This is a genomic window from Vogesella facilis, from assembly GCF_042648525.1.
Lineage (GTDB): Bacteria > Pseudomonadota > Gammaproteobacteria > Burkholderiales > Chromobacteriaceae > Vogesella > Vogesella facilis.
In genome coordinates this window covers 168,442-185,538 of record NZ_JBHRXN010000011.1, presented here as the reverse complement: position 1 = coordinate 185,538, position 17,097 = coordinate 168,442, and the positions used below count along the sequence as shown (strand labels likewise).

The following is a 17,097-nucleotide window of genomic DNA, read 5'->3' as shown; positions in this document are numbered from 1 at the left end:
TCCTGCACGGGGTGTTTTGCTGTGAGCCTGTGCAGGCGCTTGCGAGCCAGGGCGAGACAAGGTGACACCGGCTGAGAAAGCGGAATTTACACAGCGTAAATGAGCATTTCGCGGCCGGTGTTAACGCGCTATCGCCGACGCGCGGCTAATCATGAACAGATGCTAACGGAGCCCGCCATGTCCCACCCCGCCGTGCCATTTCGCGATGCCCTGCGCTTCTGGCTGAAGTTGGGCTTACTCAGCTTCGGCGGCCCCGCCGGGCAGATCGCACTGATGCACCGCGAACTGGTGGACAACAAGCGCTGGATCTCCGAGCAGCGTTTCCTGCACGCACTCAACTACTGCATGCTGCTGCCGGGGCCGGAGGCGCAACAGCTGGCCACCTACCTGGGCTGGCTGATGCACCGTACCCGCGGCGGCGTGGTGGCCGGGGTGCTGTTCGTGCTGCCGTCGCTGCTGATCCTGATTGCGCTGTCCTGGCTGTACATGGTGTTCGGCCAGCTGCCGCTGGTGGCCGGCGCCTTTGCCGGCATCAAGGCGGCGGTGCTGGCCATCGTGCTGCAGGCCGCCTGGTGCATAGGCAGCCGCACGCTGCAGCACCCGCTGCTGTGGGGCATCGCCGCCGCCGCGCTGCTGGCGCTGGCGCTGTTCGCGCTGCCGTTCCCGGCCATCGTGCTGCTGGCCGGCATCGCCGGCTGGTTGGGTGCCAGACGTTGGCCGCAGATATTTGCCGGCGGCAAGGGGCACGCCGCCAGCGGCGCGCCGGACGACAGCCAGGCGCTGATCAACGACCACACCCCGCCGCCGCCGCATGCCAGCTACAGCCACGGCAAGCTGCTGCGCCTGATCCTGAGCGGTGCGCTGCTGTGGGCGCTGCCGATGCTGCTGGCCGTCAGCCTTGCCGGTAGCCAGCACACGCTGCCGCAGATGGGCTGGTTCTTTACCAAGGCGGCGCTGCTGACCTTCGGCGGCGCCTACGCGGTGCTGCCCTACGTCTACCAGGGCGCGGTGACGCACTTCGGCTGGCTGAGCCCGGGGCAGATGATGGACGGCCTGGCGCTGGGCGAAACCACGCCGGGGCCGCTGATCATGGTGGTGGCCTTCGTCGCCTTTGTCGGCGGCTACGGCGCGCCGCTGTTCGGTGCCGGCAGCGCGGCCATCAGCGGCATCGTCGCCGCCAGCTGGGTCACCTGGTACACCTTCCTGCCATCCTTCCTGTTCATTCTCGCCGGCGCACCGCTGGTGGAGCACACCCGCGGCAAGCTGGGCTTTACCGCGCCGCTTACCGCCATCATCGCCGCGGTGGTGGGGGTGATCGTCAACCTGGCACTGTTCTTCGGCCGGCACTTGCTGTGGCCGCACGGCCTCGCCGCCGGCATCGACTGGTTCGCCGCGCTGCTGGCCGCCGCCAGCCTGTGGGCGCTGGTAAAGGGCGGCCGCGGCGTAATCCCGGTGATTGCCGCCTGTGCCGGCATCGGCCTGCTACGCGCGCTGCTGGCCTAGACTCTGGCCTAGCTCGGCAGCAATCTGCAGCAGGTAGTCCACCACCGCGCGCACCCGTGGCGAGCGGTAACGGTCGGCGTGGTACACCAGCCAGCAGCTGCCCTGGTAGCGCCCCAGCAACTGCCAGCCCGGCAGCACCTGCTGCAGGCTGCCGTCCGCCAGCTGCTGCCGTACCGAGAAATCCGGCAGGCAGGCGATGCCCAGCCCCCACTCGGCCGCTTCGCGCCGCATCTCGCTGTGGTTGCTGGCATAGCGGCCGCGCACATTCACCACCACCCGCTCGTTGTCGCGCATCAGGCACCATTCGTCGTCGCCCGGCAGCTCCGCCAGCTGCAGGCAGCTGTGGCGCACCAGCTCGGCCGGATGCTGCGGCGTGCCGTGCGCCGCCAGGTAGGCCGGCGCGGCGTACAGCAGGGTGCGCACCTCCATGAACGGCCGCGCCACGTAGCCGGGCGGCGGGTCACCCAGGCGCAGCGCGATGTCCACGCCGTCGGCGATCAGGTCCACCACCTGGTCGGTTACCTGCAACTCCAGCGACAACTGTGGATAAAGTTGCAGCAGGCCGGGCAGCTGTGGATGAATCAGCTGCCGCAGCGCCGCCTTGGGTGCGGCCAACCTTACCCGGCCGCTGACGCTGCTGGCGTGGTGTGCAGCGCCGTCGCAGGCGGCGCGGGCCGCCTCCAGCATAGCGCGGGCGTGGCGCAGCACCTCCTGCCCGCCGCTGGTCAGGTGCAGCCGCCGCGTGCTGCGCTCCAGCAGCTTCAGCCCCAGCGCCGCCTCCAGCCGGGCAATCTGCCGGCTCACCGCCGACGGCGTGCTGCCCTGCAGCCGCGCGGCGGCGCTGAAGGAACCCGCCTCCACCACTTCCACCAGCACTGCCAGGTCCGCCAGCAGCGGCAATAGCTCACTTGTTCTCATGGCGCAAAAATCCTGTGCCTGAATAGCCGATTATCAATACCTGCATGCAGTTTCATACTGGTAGCCAACACATGCAAGGAGCCCGCCATGAACCGCATCCTGATTCCCGCCGAACTGTTGCTGCTGCTCACCGCCGCCATCTGGGGCGGCAGCTACAGCATGGTGAAGAGCGCGCTGGCCTTCTACCCGGTGGCCGGTGTCATCGCGCTGCGCTTTCTGCTGAGCGCGCTATTGCTGCTGCCCTACTGGTTGCGGCTGCCGCGCGCGCAGCAGGCTGCCACGCTGCGGGCGGCGCTGCCGATAGGCGCCGGGCTGCTGACGGTGATCCTGGTGGAAACCTATGGCGTGGCGCACACCAGCGCCGGTAACGCCGCCTTCCTGATCAGCCTGTGCCTGCTGCTGACGCCGCCGGTGGAATGGCTATGGTTCGGCAAGCGCCCGGCGGCGCGGCTGTGGCTGGCAGCCATCATCTCGCTGCTGGGCACCTGGCTGCTCACCGGCATGGCGGCAGGCAGCTTCAGCACTGGCGATGCGCTGATGCTGCTGGCGGCGCTGCTGCGTGCGGTGCAGACCTGCCTTGCCACCCGCCTTACCGCCGGCAAGGGCATCGACATGCTGGGCCTCACCGGCGTGCAGAGCGCGCTGGTGGGCGTCGGGGCACTGCTGCTCGCGCTACTGCAGCCCGGCGGGCTGCCGCCGCTGCCGACAGAGGCTCCGTTCTGGCTGGCCATCGCCTTCCTGGTGCTGTTCTGCACCCTGTTCGCCTTCTGGGCGATGAACCGCGCGCTGGCCGACTCCAGCCCCAGCAAGGTGGCACTACTGCTGGGCAGCGAGCCGCTGTGGGGCGCGCTGTTCGCGGTGGCCTGGCTGGGCGAGCCGCTGGCCGCCAGCGGCTGGATCGGCGGCCTGCTGATCGCCGGCGCGGCGCTGTGGCAGGCGCTGCCGGCACGGGCGGTGCGTAGCTGATGGGCGGAAAATGCTTGCGGCCAACCTTTTCGCCACAAGGTTGGCCGCAACGTGGTAAAGCCACTCTCCCAGCAAGTAGGGCGGGTTGAAGCAACGGTTCATCCCCGCGCGAACCAGCCACAACGCGCGGGTATGGCCTGTGGCCAACCCGCCCTACCGCGAGCCAATCCACATATGCCGGGCGGAACCGGCGACTTCAAACATCATCCGCGTAGCAGATTCCACACCAGACAACACCACCAAACCAACCCGGTAAACGTTGGGCTTCGCTACGCTCAACCCAACCTACGGGCTGGCACCACAACGCCGTGCTGACGGCTGCCTTGTTCCTGGGTGGATGCGGCCAACGCCACACGCAGCAGAACCGAACCGACTTGCCCCAATCCCGTTGGCGCGAGCCGGGCAAAACGGTGCGCCCCAGGTGTTAAGCCGCCGCATGTTTGAGCCGCGCGACGCTAGCGCGCGGCGAGTTCGGCGGCGCCTGGGGCGTGCCTTTTTGCACGGGGTTTCGAGCAGCCCCGAGGAGCCGGGGATTGGAAAGGGGCCGGCGGTCGGCCCCTTCCTCGTTCGCCGGGCGAAACCGGCGCCACAATCATCATCCACGCAGCGGATTCCACGCCAGACAACACAACAAGGCAACACGGTAAACGTTGGGCCTCGCTGCGCTCAACCCAACCTACGTGCTGCGATAGCAGCCCTGCAAACACTTGCGGCCAACCTTCAAGGTTGGCCGCAAGCATTACAGAACAGGCTCACGCCCTCGCGAGCCAAAGATCGTAATCAGCTCAATCCTGCGCCACCGGCGACAACGCCCGCCGCACCGTATCCTCGTCCAGCGCCGCCGAGCACAGCTCGATGAAGCGATAGGCGTAGCTGCGCAGGTAGTGGCCGCGGCGGATCGCCAGTCGCGTGGTCTGGTGGCCGAACAGCGGCGCGCCCTCCACCACCCGCACCTGGCTGTCGCGCTGCGCATCCACCGCCATCGAGGCGATGATGCCCACGCCCAGCTCCAGCTCCACATAGGTCTTGATCACGTCGGCATCCAGTGCCGCCATCACGATGTCCGGCGCCAGGCCGGCGTCGGCGAAGGCGCGGTCGATCTGCGCGCGGCCGGTAAAGCCCTGGTGGTAGGTGACGATGGGGTAGTCGGCCAGCGTCTCCAGCGACAGCTGCTGCCCGTGCAGCGGGTGTGCCGGCGGTGCGATCACCGCGTGGTGCCAGCTGTAGTACGGGAAGGACACCAGTTCCGCCACCTCGGCCACCGCCTCGGTGGCGATGCCGATGTCGGCTTCGCCGGCCAGCAGCAGGCGCACCAGCTCGTCCGGGCTGGCCTGGTGCAGCACCAGGTGTACCTTGGGGAAGGCCTTCTTGAACGCGGTCACCACCTTGGGCAGCGCGTAGCGCGCCTGGGTGTGGGTGGTGGCGATGGTGAGCTGGCCTTCGTCGCGCTGGCTGAACTGCTCGGCCAGGCGCTTGATGTTGCCGGCGTCCAGCAGCATGCGCTCGACGATGGTGAGCAGCTCCTTGCCCGGGTCGGTGAGGCCGAGGAAGCGCTTGCCCTTGCGCACGAACAGCTCCACGCCCAGCTCGTCTTCCAGATCCTTGATGTGCTTGGAGACGCCGGACTGCGAGGTGAACAGCGCATTGGCCACCTCGGTGAGGTTGAAATTCTGTCTTACCGTCTCGCGGATGATGCGTAGTTGCTGGAAGTTCATGCCGCACCTGCCGTTTCATGGTTGGCGAACACCCGCACGCTGCGCGGCTTGAGTCGCACCGGCTGCCCGGCGTGCAGGCCGGCCGCCAGGATGCTGTCCGCCGGCAGCTCCACCTCGAACTGCTGGCCGGCCAGCTCGTCGTGGCCCTCCAGCTCCACCCGGGTCAGCGCCCCCAGCGTCAGCACGCGGCTGATGCGCGCCGGCACGCCGTCGCCGTGCTCGCCCGGCACGATGTCCAGCTCGTGCGGCCGCACGAAGGCGATCACCCGGCCATCATGGCTGGCCGGCTCGTGGCTCAAGCGCGCCGAACCCACCGCGATGCCGCCGGCGCTGCCGCTGCCCTCGAAACGGTTGGCCGCGCCCAGAAAGCCGTAGACGAAGGGCGTGGCCGGCTGGCGGTACACCTCGGCCGGGCTGCCGATCTGCTCCACGCGGCCATGGTTCATCAGCACCACGCGGTCGGCCACTTCCAGTGCCTCTTCCTGGTCGTGGGTCACGAAGATGGAGGTGATGTGCAGCTCGTCGTGCAGGCGGCGCAGCCAGCGGCGCAACTCCTTGCGCACCTTGGCATCCAGCGCGCCGAACGGCTCGTCCAGCAGCAGCACGCGCGGCTCCACCGCCAGCGCGCGCGCCAGGGCGATGCGCTGGCGCTGGCCGCCGGACAGCTGCGCCGGGAAGCGGTCGGCCAGCCAGTCCAGCTGCACCAGGCTCAGCAGCTCGTGCACCTTGCGCTTGATCTCCGCTTCGCTCGGGCGCAGCTTGCGCGGCTTCATGCGCAGGCCGAAGGCCACGTTGTCGAACACCGTCATGTGGCGGAACAGCGCGTAGTGCTGGAACACGAAACCCACCTGGCGCTCGCGCACATGGGTATCGGAGGCATCGTCGCCATCCAGCAGCACGCGGCCGCTGTCGGCCTGCTCCAGCCCGGCGATGACGCGCAGCAGCGTAGTCTTGCCGCAGCCGGACGGGCCCAGCAGCGCCACCAGCTCGCCGCCGGGGAAATCCAGCGTCAGATTGTCCAGCGCGACAAAATCGCCGAAGGCCTTGTGAATATTCTGTACCTGAATGCTCATGCTATCTCTCCGTGGCCATTGTGCGGCCAACCTTGCCCGCTGCGCTCGCCGCAGCGGGTATCTATTTAGCGTTGCTAACAAAACCTCGCAGAGGACCTGAGCCAAGGCGCGCCGACGCAGACAGTACAACGAGTACGGCAAAGAGGCGCAACGCAGGATCAGGGGTTTTGTTAGCGACGCTTAATCGCGCGTGGCGCGCCACTCCACCCAACTCTTCACCGCCAGCGTCACCAATGCCAGCAGCGCCAGCAGGCTGGCCACGGCAAAGGCGGCAGCGAACTGGTATTCGTTGTAGAGAATCTCCACGTGCAGCGGCAGGGTGTTGGTCTCGCCGCGGATATGGCCGGATACCACCGACACCGCGCCGAACTCGCCCATCGCCCGCGCATTGCTGAGAATCACGCCGTACAGCAGTGCCCAGCGCACATTGGGCAGCGTCACATGCCAGAACACCTGCCAGCCGCGCGCGCCCAGCACCACCGCGGCCTCTTCTTCCTCCCGCCCCTGCGCCTGCAGCAGCGGAATCAGCTCGCGGGCGACAAAGGGCACGGTAACGAACACGGTGGCCAGCACGATGCCCGGCACCGCGAAGATGATCTTGATGTCGTGGCCCAGCAGCCAGGGGCCTACCCAGCCATGGCTGCTGAACACCAGCACGTACACCAGGCCGGCCACCACCGGCGACACCGAGAACGGCAGGTCGATCAGGGTGATCAACAGCTGCTTGCCGCGAAAATCGAAGCGGGTGATCGCCCATGCCGCCGCCACGCCGAACACCAGGTTCAGCGGCACCGAGATCAAGGCCGCCAGCAGGGTGAGCTGCACCGCCGACAGCGCATCCGGCTCCAGCAGCGCGGCAAAGTAGGTTTCCCAGCCCTTGGCCAGCGCCTCGGCGAACACCACCGCCAGCGGCAGCAGCAGGAACACGGCAAAGAAAGCCAGCGCCACGCTGAGAATGGTGTACTTCACCCACGCCGGCTCGCGGGTGGCCTGCCGGCTTTCCAGCAGCGCCGCGCGGTCGTGCTGGGCATAGAGATTACTGATGGCGCCGCTCATCATGCGCTCCTTCCGCTACGTTTCGCCTGCCATGCCTGCAGGCCGTTGATGGCCAGCAGCAGCAGGAAGGACAGCACCAGCATCACCCCGGCGATGGCAGTGGCACCGGCATAGTCGTACTGCTCCAGCTTGCTGATGATCATCAGCGGGGTGATCTCCGACACCATCGGGATATTGCCGGCGATGAAGATCACCGAGCCGTACTCGCCCACCGCACGGGCGAAGGCCAGCGCGAAACCGGTCATCAGCGCCGGCTGCAGCACCGGCAGGATCACGTGGCGAAAGGTCTGCCAGCGGTGCGCGCCCAGACTGGAGGCGGCCTCTTCCAGCTCGGTCTCCAGGTCTTCCAGCACCGGCTGCACCGTGCGCACCACGAAGGGCAGGCCGATGAACACCAGCGCCACCAGCACCCCCAGCGGCCCGAACGCCACCTTGATGCCCAGCGGCTCCAGGTACTGCCCCAGCCAGCCGTTGCCGGCGTACAGGGCGGTAAGCGCGATGCCGGCCACCGCGGTGGGCAGCGCGAACGGCAGGTCCACCAGCGCATCCACCAGCTTCTTGCCAGCAAAGCGGTAGCGCACCAGCGCCCAAGCCAGCAGCAGGCCGAACACGCTGTTGATGGCCGCCGCCAGCAGCGCCATGCCGAAGCTCAGCCGGTAGGAGGCCAGCACCCGCGGCGCGGTCACCGCCTCCCAGAAGGCATCGAGGGACAAGCCGCTGGCACGGATGAACACCGCCGACAGCGGAATCAGCACGATCAGCGACAGATAGGTAAGCGTGAAACCCAGCGACAGCCCAAAGCCGGGCAACACGCGGGGCAAGGTGGCGGCGCGGCTCATGAGGCGGCACCTCGAGTGGTCGGTTTCATGCGGCATCCCGTGGCTATATAACTGGCCACAGGATATTGGCCGGCTCCTTATTCGAAAAATAAGGATTTCTTCGTTGCTTATTCGATAACTGAAAAAGCGGGAGGTGGCGTATTGATATAGCGGAAGGTTTTAAGTGGCGTCCGCGGCGCGGGTGGGCGGCGCGTAGCCCGGATAAGCGCGGTGCGCAGATTGAGCGTAGCGAAACCCAGCCTGCGCGCAACGCGCCACGAAACAAAAACGTTGGCCGCAGCATCATGCGGCCAACCTCCTCCCCTTCTGCGCGTAGGTTGGGTTGGGCGTAGCGAAGCCCAGCGGTTGCCGCGTCTGGTTTTGTATCCGCTGCGCGGATGATGACTGAAGTCGCCGATGCACCTTGAAGAAATCCACGCCTTCATTGACGTGCTTACGGTTCCGTAACAGGGCGTTATCGATGGTGGCGCGTGCGATATCGTGAAGCTGGGCGATGGCGTTAGTCGTCTGAACAGGCTGATCCTTATAGCGAGCCTGCGGAACGAGGGCGTTGACTACATTGCCTCAGAAATCATGCAGCATGAAGCCACAGGCTTACTCTATGCTGACCAAGAACATCTAGGGAGGACGTGAAATGGGTCGCGTAGGTCGCCGTCTTCAGTGGGCCGCTATCGCTGCATTTGGTAGTGTAGTGGTGCTCTGCTTGAATGGGAGAAGTATTCTCACACTAGCGGCCGTTGGGTTCGTCTCGGGCCTGCTTACCTATGATGTCAAAGTTGATGGCACAGTAGCCAAGAACAATCGTTTGAGAAATAAGAGGTAACTGAACAAAGCACGTAGGTTGGGTTGAGCGTAGCGAAGCCCAACGGTTGCCGGGTTGGTTTGGTGGTGTTGTCTGGTGTGGAATCCGCTACGCGGATGTTGATTGAAATAGCCGGTTCCGCCCGGCGCACGGGCAAAGGGGGCGACCGCCGCCCCCTTTTGCAATCCCCGCCTCCCCGACGGCTGCTCGAAACCCCGGGCAAAACGGCACGCGCCAACGGGATTGGGGCACGTCGGTTCGGTTCTGCTGTTTGTTTTGTGGGCGTAATTGTCGGGTGGAGGTCTGCCGTAGGGCGGGTTGGCCGCAGGCCATATCCGCGCGACGTTGGCGGCGCCACCCATAGAGACGAAACAAAAACGTTGGCCGCATAAGTACGCATAAAGCATGCAGCCAACGTTGTGTAACGCCCAATTGCCCCACGGGGAGCGCCGGCAAAACAGGTCTGCGCAAGGTTTTAAGCCGCTGCTTGAGCCGCGCGCCGTTAGCAAGTGGCGAATCAGCGGCGCCTTGCGCGGGCCTGTTTTGCCGGGGTTTCGCGGACCATTGGGGCGAGCGGGGGTGGAGGGGGGCGGCGGCACGCCCCCCCTCCCCGTACGCCGGGCGGAACCGGCGATTTCAAACATCATCCGCGTAGCGGATTTCACTCTCGACAACACCAATAAGGCAACGCGGTAAACGTTGGGCTTCGCTGCGCGCAACCCAAGTTACGCACTAACGTATCAAGCCACAGAGCCGAACCGACGCGCGCCAGTCCCGTTGGCGCGAGCCGGGCAAAACGGTGCACCCCAGGTGTTAAGCCGCCGCATGTTTGAGCCGCGCGACGTTAGCGCGCGGCGAGTTCGGCGGCGCCTGGGGCGTACCGTTTGGCATGGGGTTTCGAGCAGCCGTCGGGAGAGCCGGGATTGGAAAGGGGGCAGCGGTCGCCCCCTTCCTCGTTCTCCGGGCGAAACCGGCATGAAAAACATCATCCGCGCAGCGGATACAAAACCTGACGCGGTAAACGTTGGGCTGCGCTGTGCTCAACCCAAGCTACGCGCAACGCGCCACAAAACAAAACCCTTGGCCGCAACTCCCTGCGGCCAACCTTTTCCCCTCAGCACTCCCCCGCCAACGGCTGGCCGGCCAGCCGGACCAGCTCGGCCAGCAGCGGCGCCAGTTCGTCCACCGGGTCGCCATCGGCGGACAGCAGTTGCAGCCGCGCCTGCCAGGCGGTGGCGAGACCGGCGGCGTGGATCAGCCGCGGGTAGCGCGGGTCGGGGCGGTGGCAGGCCACCAGCGCGGGAAACGGCAGCGCCCGCGCGGTGAGCGGGTCGCCCTGCGGCGACAGCAGCAGCGCGGCGCGGCAGCGGCCGTCGCCACGTACCGCCGCCAGCGCCGGCAGGCAGAAGTCGCCGTGCGCCAGCAGCACGAACGGCATGCTGGCCGCCTGCAGCCAGGCCGGCACGGCGGCTGCGGCCGCCAGCGCAAATACACCCTGCCCGCGCGCGAGCGCCTGCAGGGTGCGGCCATCGGGAAGCCGGCCGTCGGCGAGCAGCAGCAACGGCAGGCGGTTCAGCATCACTTCACCTGGATCTGGTCGAACACGCCGCCATCGGCGAAGTGGGTCTTCTGCGCGCGGCTCCAGCCGCCGAACAGCTGGTCGATGGTGAACAGTTTTACCTTGCTGAACTTGTCGGCGTATTTGGCGGCGATCTTGGCGTCACGCGGGCGGTAGTAGTTCTTGGCCGCCAGCTCCTGGCCTTCCGGGCTGTACAGGTATTGCAGGTAGGCTTCGGCCACCTTGCGGGTGCCGCGCTTGTCCACCACCTTGTCCACCACGCTCACCGGCGGCTCGGCCAGGATGGACAGCGACGGGGTGACGATGTCGAACTTGTCCGGGCCGAACTCGTTCACCGACAGGTAGGCTTCGTTCTCCCACGCCAGCAGTACGTCGCCGATGCCGCGCTGGGTGAAGGTAACGGTGGAACCGCGGGCGCCGGAATCCAGCACTTTCACGTGCTGGTACAGCTTCTGCACGAAATCCTTGGCCTTGGCGTCGTTACCGCCCGGCTGTTTCAGCGCGTAGCCCCAGGCGGCCAGGTAGTTCCAGCGCGCGCCGCCGGAGGTTTTCGGGTTCGGCGTCACCACTTCCACCCCCGGCTTGAGCAGGTCGTTCCAGTCGCGGATAGCCTTCGGGTTGCCCTTGCGCACCAGGAACACGATGGTGGAGGTGTACGGTGAGGCGTTGTTGGGCAGGCGTTTCTGCCAGTTGGCCGGAATCAGCTTGGCCTCGGTGTTCAGCGCATCCACGTCATAGCCCAGCGCCAGCGTTACCACGTCGGCCTCCAGGCCGTCGATCACCGAGCGCGCCTGCTTGCCGGAGCCGCCGTGCGACTGCTTGATGGTGACGGTTTCGCCGCTCTTGGCCTTCCAGTACTTGGCGAAGGCGGTGTTGAAGTCCTGGTACAGCTCGCGGGTCGGGTCGTAGGACACGTTGAGCAGGCTGACATCGGCCAGCGCGTGGCCGGCGAGTGCGAACAGCAGGGTGGTGGCGGTGGCAAAACGGGTCAGGCGGTGCATGGTTGTTCTCCCCTATGAGCGGCAATCGATGGGGAGAATCTAGCCAAGCCGCCGCCGCGCACGAACCAAGAAAATCTGCATTGCTTATCACACAAAAATTGATAAGCAATGCAGCCGGCGCGCGCTCAGTCCGGGCGCAATTCCACGCTGAGGCCGCCTTCGGCCCGGTTGTGCCAGGCAAGCGTCAGGCCGTGCAGTTCGGCGATGCGGCGCACGATGGACAGCCCCAGGCCGCTGCCGCTCTGGCTCTGCCCCGGCGGGCGGAAGAAGCGCTGGCCGACCTGGTCCAGGTATTCGGCGGCGATGCCCGGGCCGTTGTCGCTGACGCGGATCAGCTGCGGGGTGACCTCCAGCAGCACCTCGGCGCCCGGCGGCGAGTAGCGCACCGCGTTGTCCAGCAGGTTGCGCAGCAGCAGCGACAGCAGCAGCGCCTGCCCGGCCGGCAGCGGGCTGCCGCTGACCTGATGGCGAAGATGGCTGCCGCGCACGCTGCTGTAGTCGGCCACCTGCTGGCAGGCCTGCGCCGCCAGCTGCGCCCAGTCCAGCGGCTGGCGCGGCAGGTCCTGCTGCTGTTCCAGCCGCGATAGCGCCAGCAGCTGGTCCACCAGGTGGCTGGCGCGGTCGACGCCCTGCATCACCTTGCCGGCGGCGGCGTTGCGCGCCGCCGGTTCGTCCAGCAGGGTCAGCAGCTCGGCCTGCACCCGCAGCGCCGCCAGCGGGCTGCGCAGCTCGTGCGCGGCGCTGGCGGTGAACTGGCGCTCGCGCTGCAGCGTGCCGGCGACGCGGTCGATCAGGCCGTTCATGCTGTCGATCAGCGGCAGCAGCTCGCTGGGCACATAGCGCGACAGCGGCGTGGGGTCGTCCGGCTGGCGCTGCTGCAGCGTGTCGCGCAAGGCGGCCAACGGCCGCAGCCCGCGCCGCACCGCCCACCACACCGCGCCCAGCGCGAACGGCAGCAGCAGCAGCCACAGCAGCGACTGAGTGACCATCAGGCCGACAATGGTCTCCCAGCGCTCTTCCAGCTCCTGCGCCACCGCCACGCTACCTTCGGGGCCGATCAGGTAGTACACCCGCCACTCTTCGCCCTTGCCGGTGGTGACGGTGTGAAAGCCGGTGCCGGTATTGTGGAATTCCAGCAGTACGCCTTCCGAGTCGGTGAGCAGCGTGCGCCCCTGCGGCGTCCACAGGGCAATGGCCTGGTGCGGCACGTTGTCGTCGCGCAGCTGCGGCCCGCCCTGGCGCTGCACCAGGCTGGGCAGCGTGCTGTACAGCTGCTGGGCGAAGATCTGCTGCTGGCCGTCATACAGCTCGTACACCTGGCGCCGCGCGTGCAGCACCATCAGCGTGCTGGTCAGCAGCCACAGCGGGGTGACCACGATCAGCAGGCCGCGGATCAGCTGGCCGCGCAGGCTGTGCATCAGGCATCCCCCAGGGTGTAGCCCAGGCCGCGGCGGGTCTTGATGAAGTCGGCGCCCAGCTTCTTGCGCAGGTGGTGGATGTGCACTTCCACCGCGTTGCTTTCCACCTCGTGCGCCCAGTCGTACAGTTTTTCCTCGATCTCGGCGCGGCTGAGCACGCGGTTGCGGTTGCCCAGCAGCACTTCCAGCACCGCCAGCTCGCGCGCCGACAGCGCCACCGGCACGCCGTCCAGCGTGGCCTGGCGCGCCGCCGGGTCCAGGCTGACGCGGCCGTGGCTCAGCAGCGGCGCGCTGCTGCCGCCGCGGCGGCGCAGCAGCGCGCGCAGCCGTGCGGCCAACTCGCCGAGCGCAAACGGCTTCACCAGATAGTCGTCGGCGCCGCCGTCCAGGCCGCGGATGCGGTCGGTGACGCCGTCGCGGGCGGTGAGCAGCAGCACCGGCTCCTGCTGGCCGGCGCGGCGCCAGGCGGCCAGCACTTCCAGCCCGTCCATGCCGGGCAGGCCCAGGTCCAGCACCACCGCGTCGTAGGGCGCGGCACGGATGCCGGCCAGCGCCAGCTTGCCGTCGCGCAGCCAGTCGCAGCTGAAGCCCAGCGCCTGCAGGCCGGCCTGCAGCCCGTCCCCAATCAGGGGGTCATCCTCGACGATCAATACCCGCATGCGTGTTCCTAATGCCATTCCTTGATACCGGTAATCATGGCACGAACCAGATTCACCCGCTCGACGCGGCTCATCACGATGGCCGCCAGCGCGTGCAGCCCGGCGGCGGCCAGCAGGGTGTTGGCCAGTGCCTCGTGCAGCTCTTCCAGCCAGTCTTCGCCAAAGTAGGCATCGGTGCCCATCAGGTAGCCGCTTACCCCCAGTGCCAGCACCAGGCCCATCAGCGCCAGCATCATCAGCGCGCCCAGCGGGTTGTGGCCTGCGGTTTGCGGGTGCCGGCCGTCCTTCACCGCATCCAGGTGCGCTTTCAGCCGTGCCGGGGTGGGGAAGAAGCTGGCGAAGCGCGCATGGCGGCTGCCGACGAAGCCCCAGACGATGCGCGCCAGCACCAGGCCAGTGGCGAGGTAGCCGGCCCAGCGGTGCGGCGGATCGCCCTCCTCCAGCAGCAGCAGGTTGGCCGCCACGCAGCTCAGCAGCGTCCAGTGGAACAGGCGCACGAATGGATCCCACACTTTTTCGCGGCGGATGCCGGCTTGATCGGGCATGGTGCTCATGGCAGAGCCTCCGGTAAACGCCGCCAGCGCTGGCACGCGGTGGCGGCCAGGCCATCTGGCGACAGCGGCAAATGAAAAAAGCCGGGCAGCTGCCCGGCCGTGGCGGCGACGCTCAGCTCTCGATGTCGCTCTTCACCGGCTTGCCGGATACCGGGTCGAAGTAGATTTCCACTTTCTTGCCGTCCTTGTTCTTGCCGTAGATTTCGTAGCAGTTGCCGGACACCTTGAACTTCTTGATCTGGTAGCCCTGGCCTGCCAGCTGCTTCTTGAAGTCGGCTTCTTTCTGCCATTTGTCTTTCGGCTGGGCCGGGCACTGGGCGGAGGCAAACGCGCTGGAGGCAACAACGGCCAGCAGACTGACGGCGAGTAGCTTTTTCATACGGTGGTTCTCCTTGGAGGGGCGATGTTTACCTGCACGCCTGCAGGCACCCTGGCATTTAATGCCACTGGCCTTAACCACGGCTTAGCGCTGGCTTAATCCAGGCTTAGCCGCGGCAGGCGCGTAGCCAGGCGCTGGCGCCACGGCTGCCACAGCAGGTCGTGGCCGGCGAACAGCAGGCAGCAGGCCAGCCACACCAGCCAGCCGCTCCACAGGTTGTGCGACAGGAAATGCGCGCCGCGCGCCATCTGCCCCAGCCCCATCAGCATGCCGGCCGCACCGCCCAGCCAGAACAGCCGCCGCGCCAAGGTTGGCCGCAGCGGCCGCTGCCAGAAGCCCAGCGCCAGCAGCGAGAAGCCGGCGGAGGCATGGCCGCCTGGGAAGCAGCGCCCGGGGCCGGCATCCAGCGGCACCGCGGCGAACAGGCCAAAGCGGCTGGCATGGCCGCCGAAGGCCTGCAGATCCCACGGGCAGGAGTGCGCGCTTTTCTGCTTCAGCCACGACACCAGCGCGGTGGCCAGCAGCATCACCGCCACCGCCAGCAGTTGCCGGTAGTCGCGCCGGCGCCAGCCCTGGACGCCCAGCAGCACGCCGGCCGCCACGATCAGGTATTTGGCCAGCTGGTGGTTGAGCAGGTCCAGCCAGTGCGCGTTCTGCAGCGGGAAATGGCCGCTGGCCGGGTCGAAGAACAGCTGCTGCAGGCGCAGATCCAGCGCCGGGAAGCGCTCCAGCCACCACAACAACAGCAAACTTCCCAGCAGCCACAGCAGCTGGCGACGGTAAAAATCGGCGGGGGAGGCAGGCATGCCAGGCTCCGGCAAGTGGGGATCAGCCTGGCAGTGTGCCGGCGGCGGATTAGCGCAAACTTAACGGCGGCCAGGCATAAAAAAAGCGCCGCCAGACGGCGGCGCCCTGTGGCCGGTGCGGCTCAGTGCTGGCGGCAGGCGGCGTACATGTCCAGCGGTTGCTCGTACAGCGCGGTGTGCACGTCCATCAGCCCCAGCACGCTGTGGAACAGGTTGTCCTGGCTGTAGCGCTGGCGGCTGGCCTGCTGCAGGCATTGCGGCTGCATGTTGGCCGCAGACAGCCATTGCGGCGAGAACCACGCCAGCATCGGGATGTGCTTCTGCGCATCCGGCGCCACGATGTAGGGCGTGGCGTGCAGGTACATATTGTTCTCGCCCAGCGATTCGCCGTGGTCGGACAGGTAGAACATGCTGCCGGCGATGTCCTGCCGCTGCTGCAGGCGCTTGATCACCTGCGCCAGGAAGTAATCGGTGTAGCGGATGGTGTTGTCGAAGCCGTTGATGATGTCCTGGCGGCTGCACTTCTGCAGCTCGCTGCTGCGGCATTCCGGCTGGAACGCCGCAAACTGCTGCGGGTAGCGTTTGTAGTAGGCCGGGCCGTGACTGCCCTTCTGGTGCAGCACGATCACCGCGTCCTGCTGCAGGCCCTTGAGCTTGCCATCCAGCGCGTCCAGCAGGATGTCGTCGAAGCATTCCTCGCTATTGCAGAACTTGGGGTCCTTGGCGCCGAACAGCAGCTGCGTCGGCACGCGGTTGCACACTTCCTTGCAGCCGGAGTTGTTGTCCAGCCAGCTCACCGCCAGCCCGCTGCGCTTGAGGATGTCCAGCAGGTTCTCGCGGTGCTTGGCCTCGTCGGCATCGAACTTGTCGCGCGGCAGCGCCGAGAACATGCACGGCACCGACACCGCGGTCTCGGTGCCGCACGACCAGGCATCCGGGTAGTTGACCAGCCCCGGCACCTTGGCCAGTTCCGGGTTGGTCGGCCGCGGGTAGCCGTTGAGCGAGAAGTGGTCGGCGCGCGCGGTCTCGCCCACCACCAGCACCAGCACCCGCGGCTTGCTGCCTTGCGGCCAACCTTGGCCGCGCTTGGCGTCCAGCCCGATCTGCTGCAAGGGCTGCGCCTTGGCGTTCACCCGCTTGAAGTAGGAGCTGGTGGCCTGCAGGTAGTTGGTGGGGGTAATGGCGAAGCGCAGTTCGCGGTTGTTGCGGAACAGCGAGGCAAAATCCTGATAGCCGGCCATCGCCACGCCGAACAGCACGCCGGCGGTGATCAGCAGCGCCAGCACGCGGCTGCCGACCTCGCGCAGCGCCGGGCGGAAGCTCAGCGGCGCCTGCCACAGCCACAGGCTGGGCAGCCCGCCCAGCAGCAGCACGGTGAGTACCATCTTCAGCGTGATCAGGTCGCGCACTTCAGCGCCGTCGGTCTGCATGGCGTTGCGCACCATATTGGTGTCGATCAGCACGCCGTACTGGCTCATGAAGTAGCTGACCGCCGCGGTGGTGACGAACAGCACCGTCAGCAGCGGCCGGCCGATGCGCGGCCACACCAACAGCAGCAGCAGCAGGTTGATGAAGGCGGTGACCAGCACGAAGGACAGGCCCAGCATTTTCACCGCGTGGCCATCCAGCGGGCCGACGATATGCAGCATGCGTTGCCAGAATGGCAGGTTGAACAGCAGCACGAACAGCAGCGCGGCGCCCAGCGCCAGCCATTCCGCCCGCGCGGGACGTAGCAGTTTTTTCATCGGTGCACTCAAAAATGAACTCGGACGGCAGGCACGCAGCCTGCCCGGCGTGCGCATTGCAACAGGCCAGCATTAAGCCAGGCT

General features: G+C 66.9%; 15 protein-coding genes. 2 read left to right on the top strand and 13 right to left on the bottom strand.

Annotated features, from left to right (window positions below):
- Positions 1-177 precede the first annotated feature (177 nt).
- Positions 178-1,503, top strand: a complete 1,326-nt coding sequence (gene chrA, locus ACFOLG_RS06300) for a chromate efflux transporter (RefSeq protein WP_386089708.1) — start codon at positions 178-180, stop codon at positions 1,501-1,503.
- Here the strand turns inward: chrA and ACFOLG_RS06295 are convergent.
- Entirely contained in the window at positions 1,483-2,421 is a 939-nt protein-coding gene (locus ACFOLG_RS06295; RefSeq protein WP_386089706.1) for a LysR family transcriptional regulator, read from the bottom strand. The genes chrA and ACFOLG_RS06295 overlap by 21 nt on opposite strands.
- 87 nt (positions 2,422-2,508) lie before the next feature.
- On the opposite strand from ACFOLG_RS06295, the gene ACFOLG_RS06290 reads away from it, so the two are divergent.
- Complete coding sequence (locus tag ACFOLG_RS06290) at positions 2,509-3,387, top strand: DMT family transporter (RefSeq protein WP_386089703.1); 879 nt, start codon at positions 2,509-2,511, stop codon at positions 3,385-3,387.
- Positions 3,388-4,172: 785 nt separating this feature from the next.
- Here ACFOLG_RS06290 and ACFOLG_RS06285 read toward each other — a convergent pair.
- From ACFOLG_RS06285 to ACFOLG_RS06230, 12 genes are all read right to left on the bottom strand, one after another.
- Complete coding sequence (locus ACFOLG_RS06285; RefSeq protein ID WP_386089701.1) at positions 4,173-5,102, bottom strand: CysB family HTH-type transcriptional regulator; 930 nt, start codon at positions 5,100-5,102, stop codon at positions 4,173-4,175.
- A complete protein-coding gene (locus tag ACFOLG_RS06280) occupies positions 5,099-6,175 on the bottom strand; it encodes a sulfate/molybdate ABC transporter ATP-binding protein (protein ID WP_386089699.1) in 1,077 nt (358 codons plus the stop codon). The genes ACFOLG_RS06285 and ACFOLG_RS06280 overlap by 4 nt, the downstream gene beginning before the upstream one ends.
- 180 nt (positions 6,176-6,355) lie before the next feature.
- Positions 6,356-7,231, bottom strand: coding sequence for a sulfate ABC transporter permease subunit CysW (gene cysW / locus ACFOLG_RS06275; RefSeq protein ID WP_386089696.1), 876 nt, complete (start codon positions 7,229-7,231; stop codon positions 6,356-6,358).
- The gene (gene cysT, locus ACFOLG_RS06270; protein WP_386089694.1) at positions 7,231-8,070 is read right to left on the bottom strand and encodes a sulfate ABC transporter permease subunit CysT; all 840 of its coding nucleotides are present in this window, start codon (positions 8,068-8,070) and stop codon (positions 7,231-7,233) included. The genes cysW and cysT overlap by 1 nt, the downstream gene beginning before the upstream one ends.
- 1,916 nt (positions 8,071-9,986) lie before the next feature.
- Complete coding sequence (locus tag ACFOLG_RS06265) at positions 9,987-10,451, bottom strand: hypothetical protein (RefSeq protein WP_386089692.1); 465 nt, start codon at positions 10,449-10,451, stop codon at positions 9,987-9,989.
- Complete coding sequence (locus tag ACFOLG_RS06260) at positions 10,451-11,452, bottom strand: sulfate ABC transporter substrate-binding protein (RefSeq protein ID WP_386089690.1); 1,002 nt, start codon at positions 11,450-11,452, stop codon at positions 10,451-10,453. The genes ACFOLG_RS06265 and ACFOLG_RS06260 overlap by 1 nt, the downstream gene beginning before the upstream one ends.
- Positions 11,453-11,577: 125 nt before the next feature.
- A complete protein-coding gene (locus tag ACFOLG_RS06255) occupies positions 11,578-12,870 on the bottom strand; it encodes an ATP-binding protein (protein WP_386089688.1) in 1,293 nt (430 codons plus the stop codon).
- Positions 12,870-13,529, bottom strand: a complete 660-nt coding sequence (locus ACFOLG_RS06250) for a response regulator (protein WP_386089685.1) — start codon at positions 13,527-13,529, stop codon at positions 12,870-12,872. The genes ACFOLG_RS06255 and ACFOLG_RS06250 overlap by 1 nt, the downstream gene beginning before the upstream one ends.
- Positions 13,530-13,537: 8 nt before the next feature.
- Complete coding sequence (locus tag ACFOLG_RS06245) at positions 13,538-14,083, bottom strand: cytochrome b/b6 domain-containing protein (protein WP_386089683.1); 546 nt, start codon at positions 14,081-14,083, stop codon at positions 13,538-13,540.
- A gap of 112 nt (positions 14,084-14,195) precedes the next feature.
- Complete coding sequence (locus tag ACFOLG_RS06240; RefSeq protein WP_386089681.1) at positions 14,196-14,462, bottom strand: PepSY domain-containing protein; 267 nt, start codon at positions 14,460-14,462, stop codon at positions 14,196-14,198.
- A gap of 95 nt (positions 14,463-14,557) precedes the next feature.
- Positions 14,558-15,268 carry a phosphatase PAP2 family protein gene (locus ACFOLG_RS06235; protein ID WP_386089679.1) on the bottom strand — a complete coding sequence of 237 codons (711 nt, stop codon included), beginning with the start codon at positions 15,266-15,268 and terminating at the stop codon, positions 14,558-14,560.
- A gap of 122 nt (positions 15,269-15,390) precedes the next feature.
- Positions 15,391-17,013 carry a phosphoethanolamine transferase gene (locus tag ACFOLG_RS06230; RefSeq protein ID WP_386089676.1) on the bottom strand — a complete coding sequence of 541 codons (1,623 nt, stop codon included), beginning with the start codon at positions 17,011-17,013 and terminating at the stop codon, positions 15,391-15,393.
- Positions 17,014-17,097: the final 84 nt, after the last annotated feature.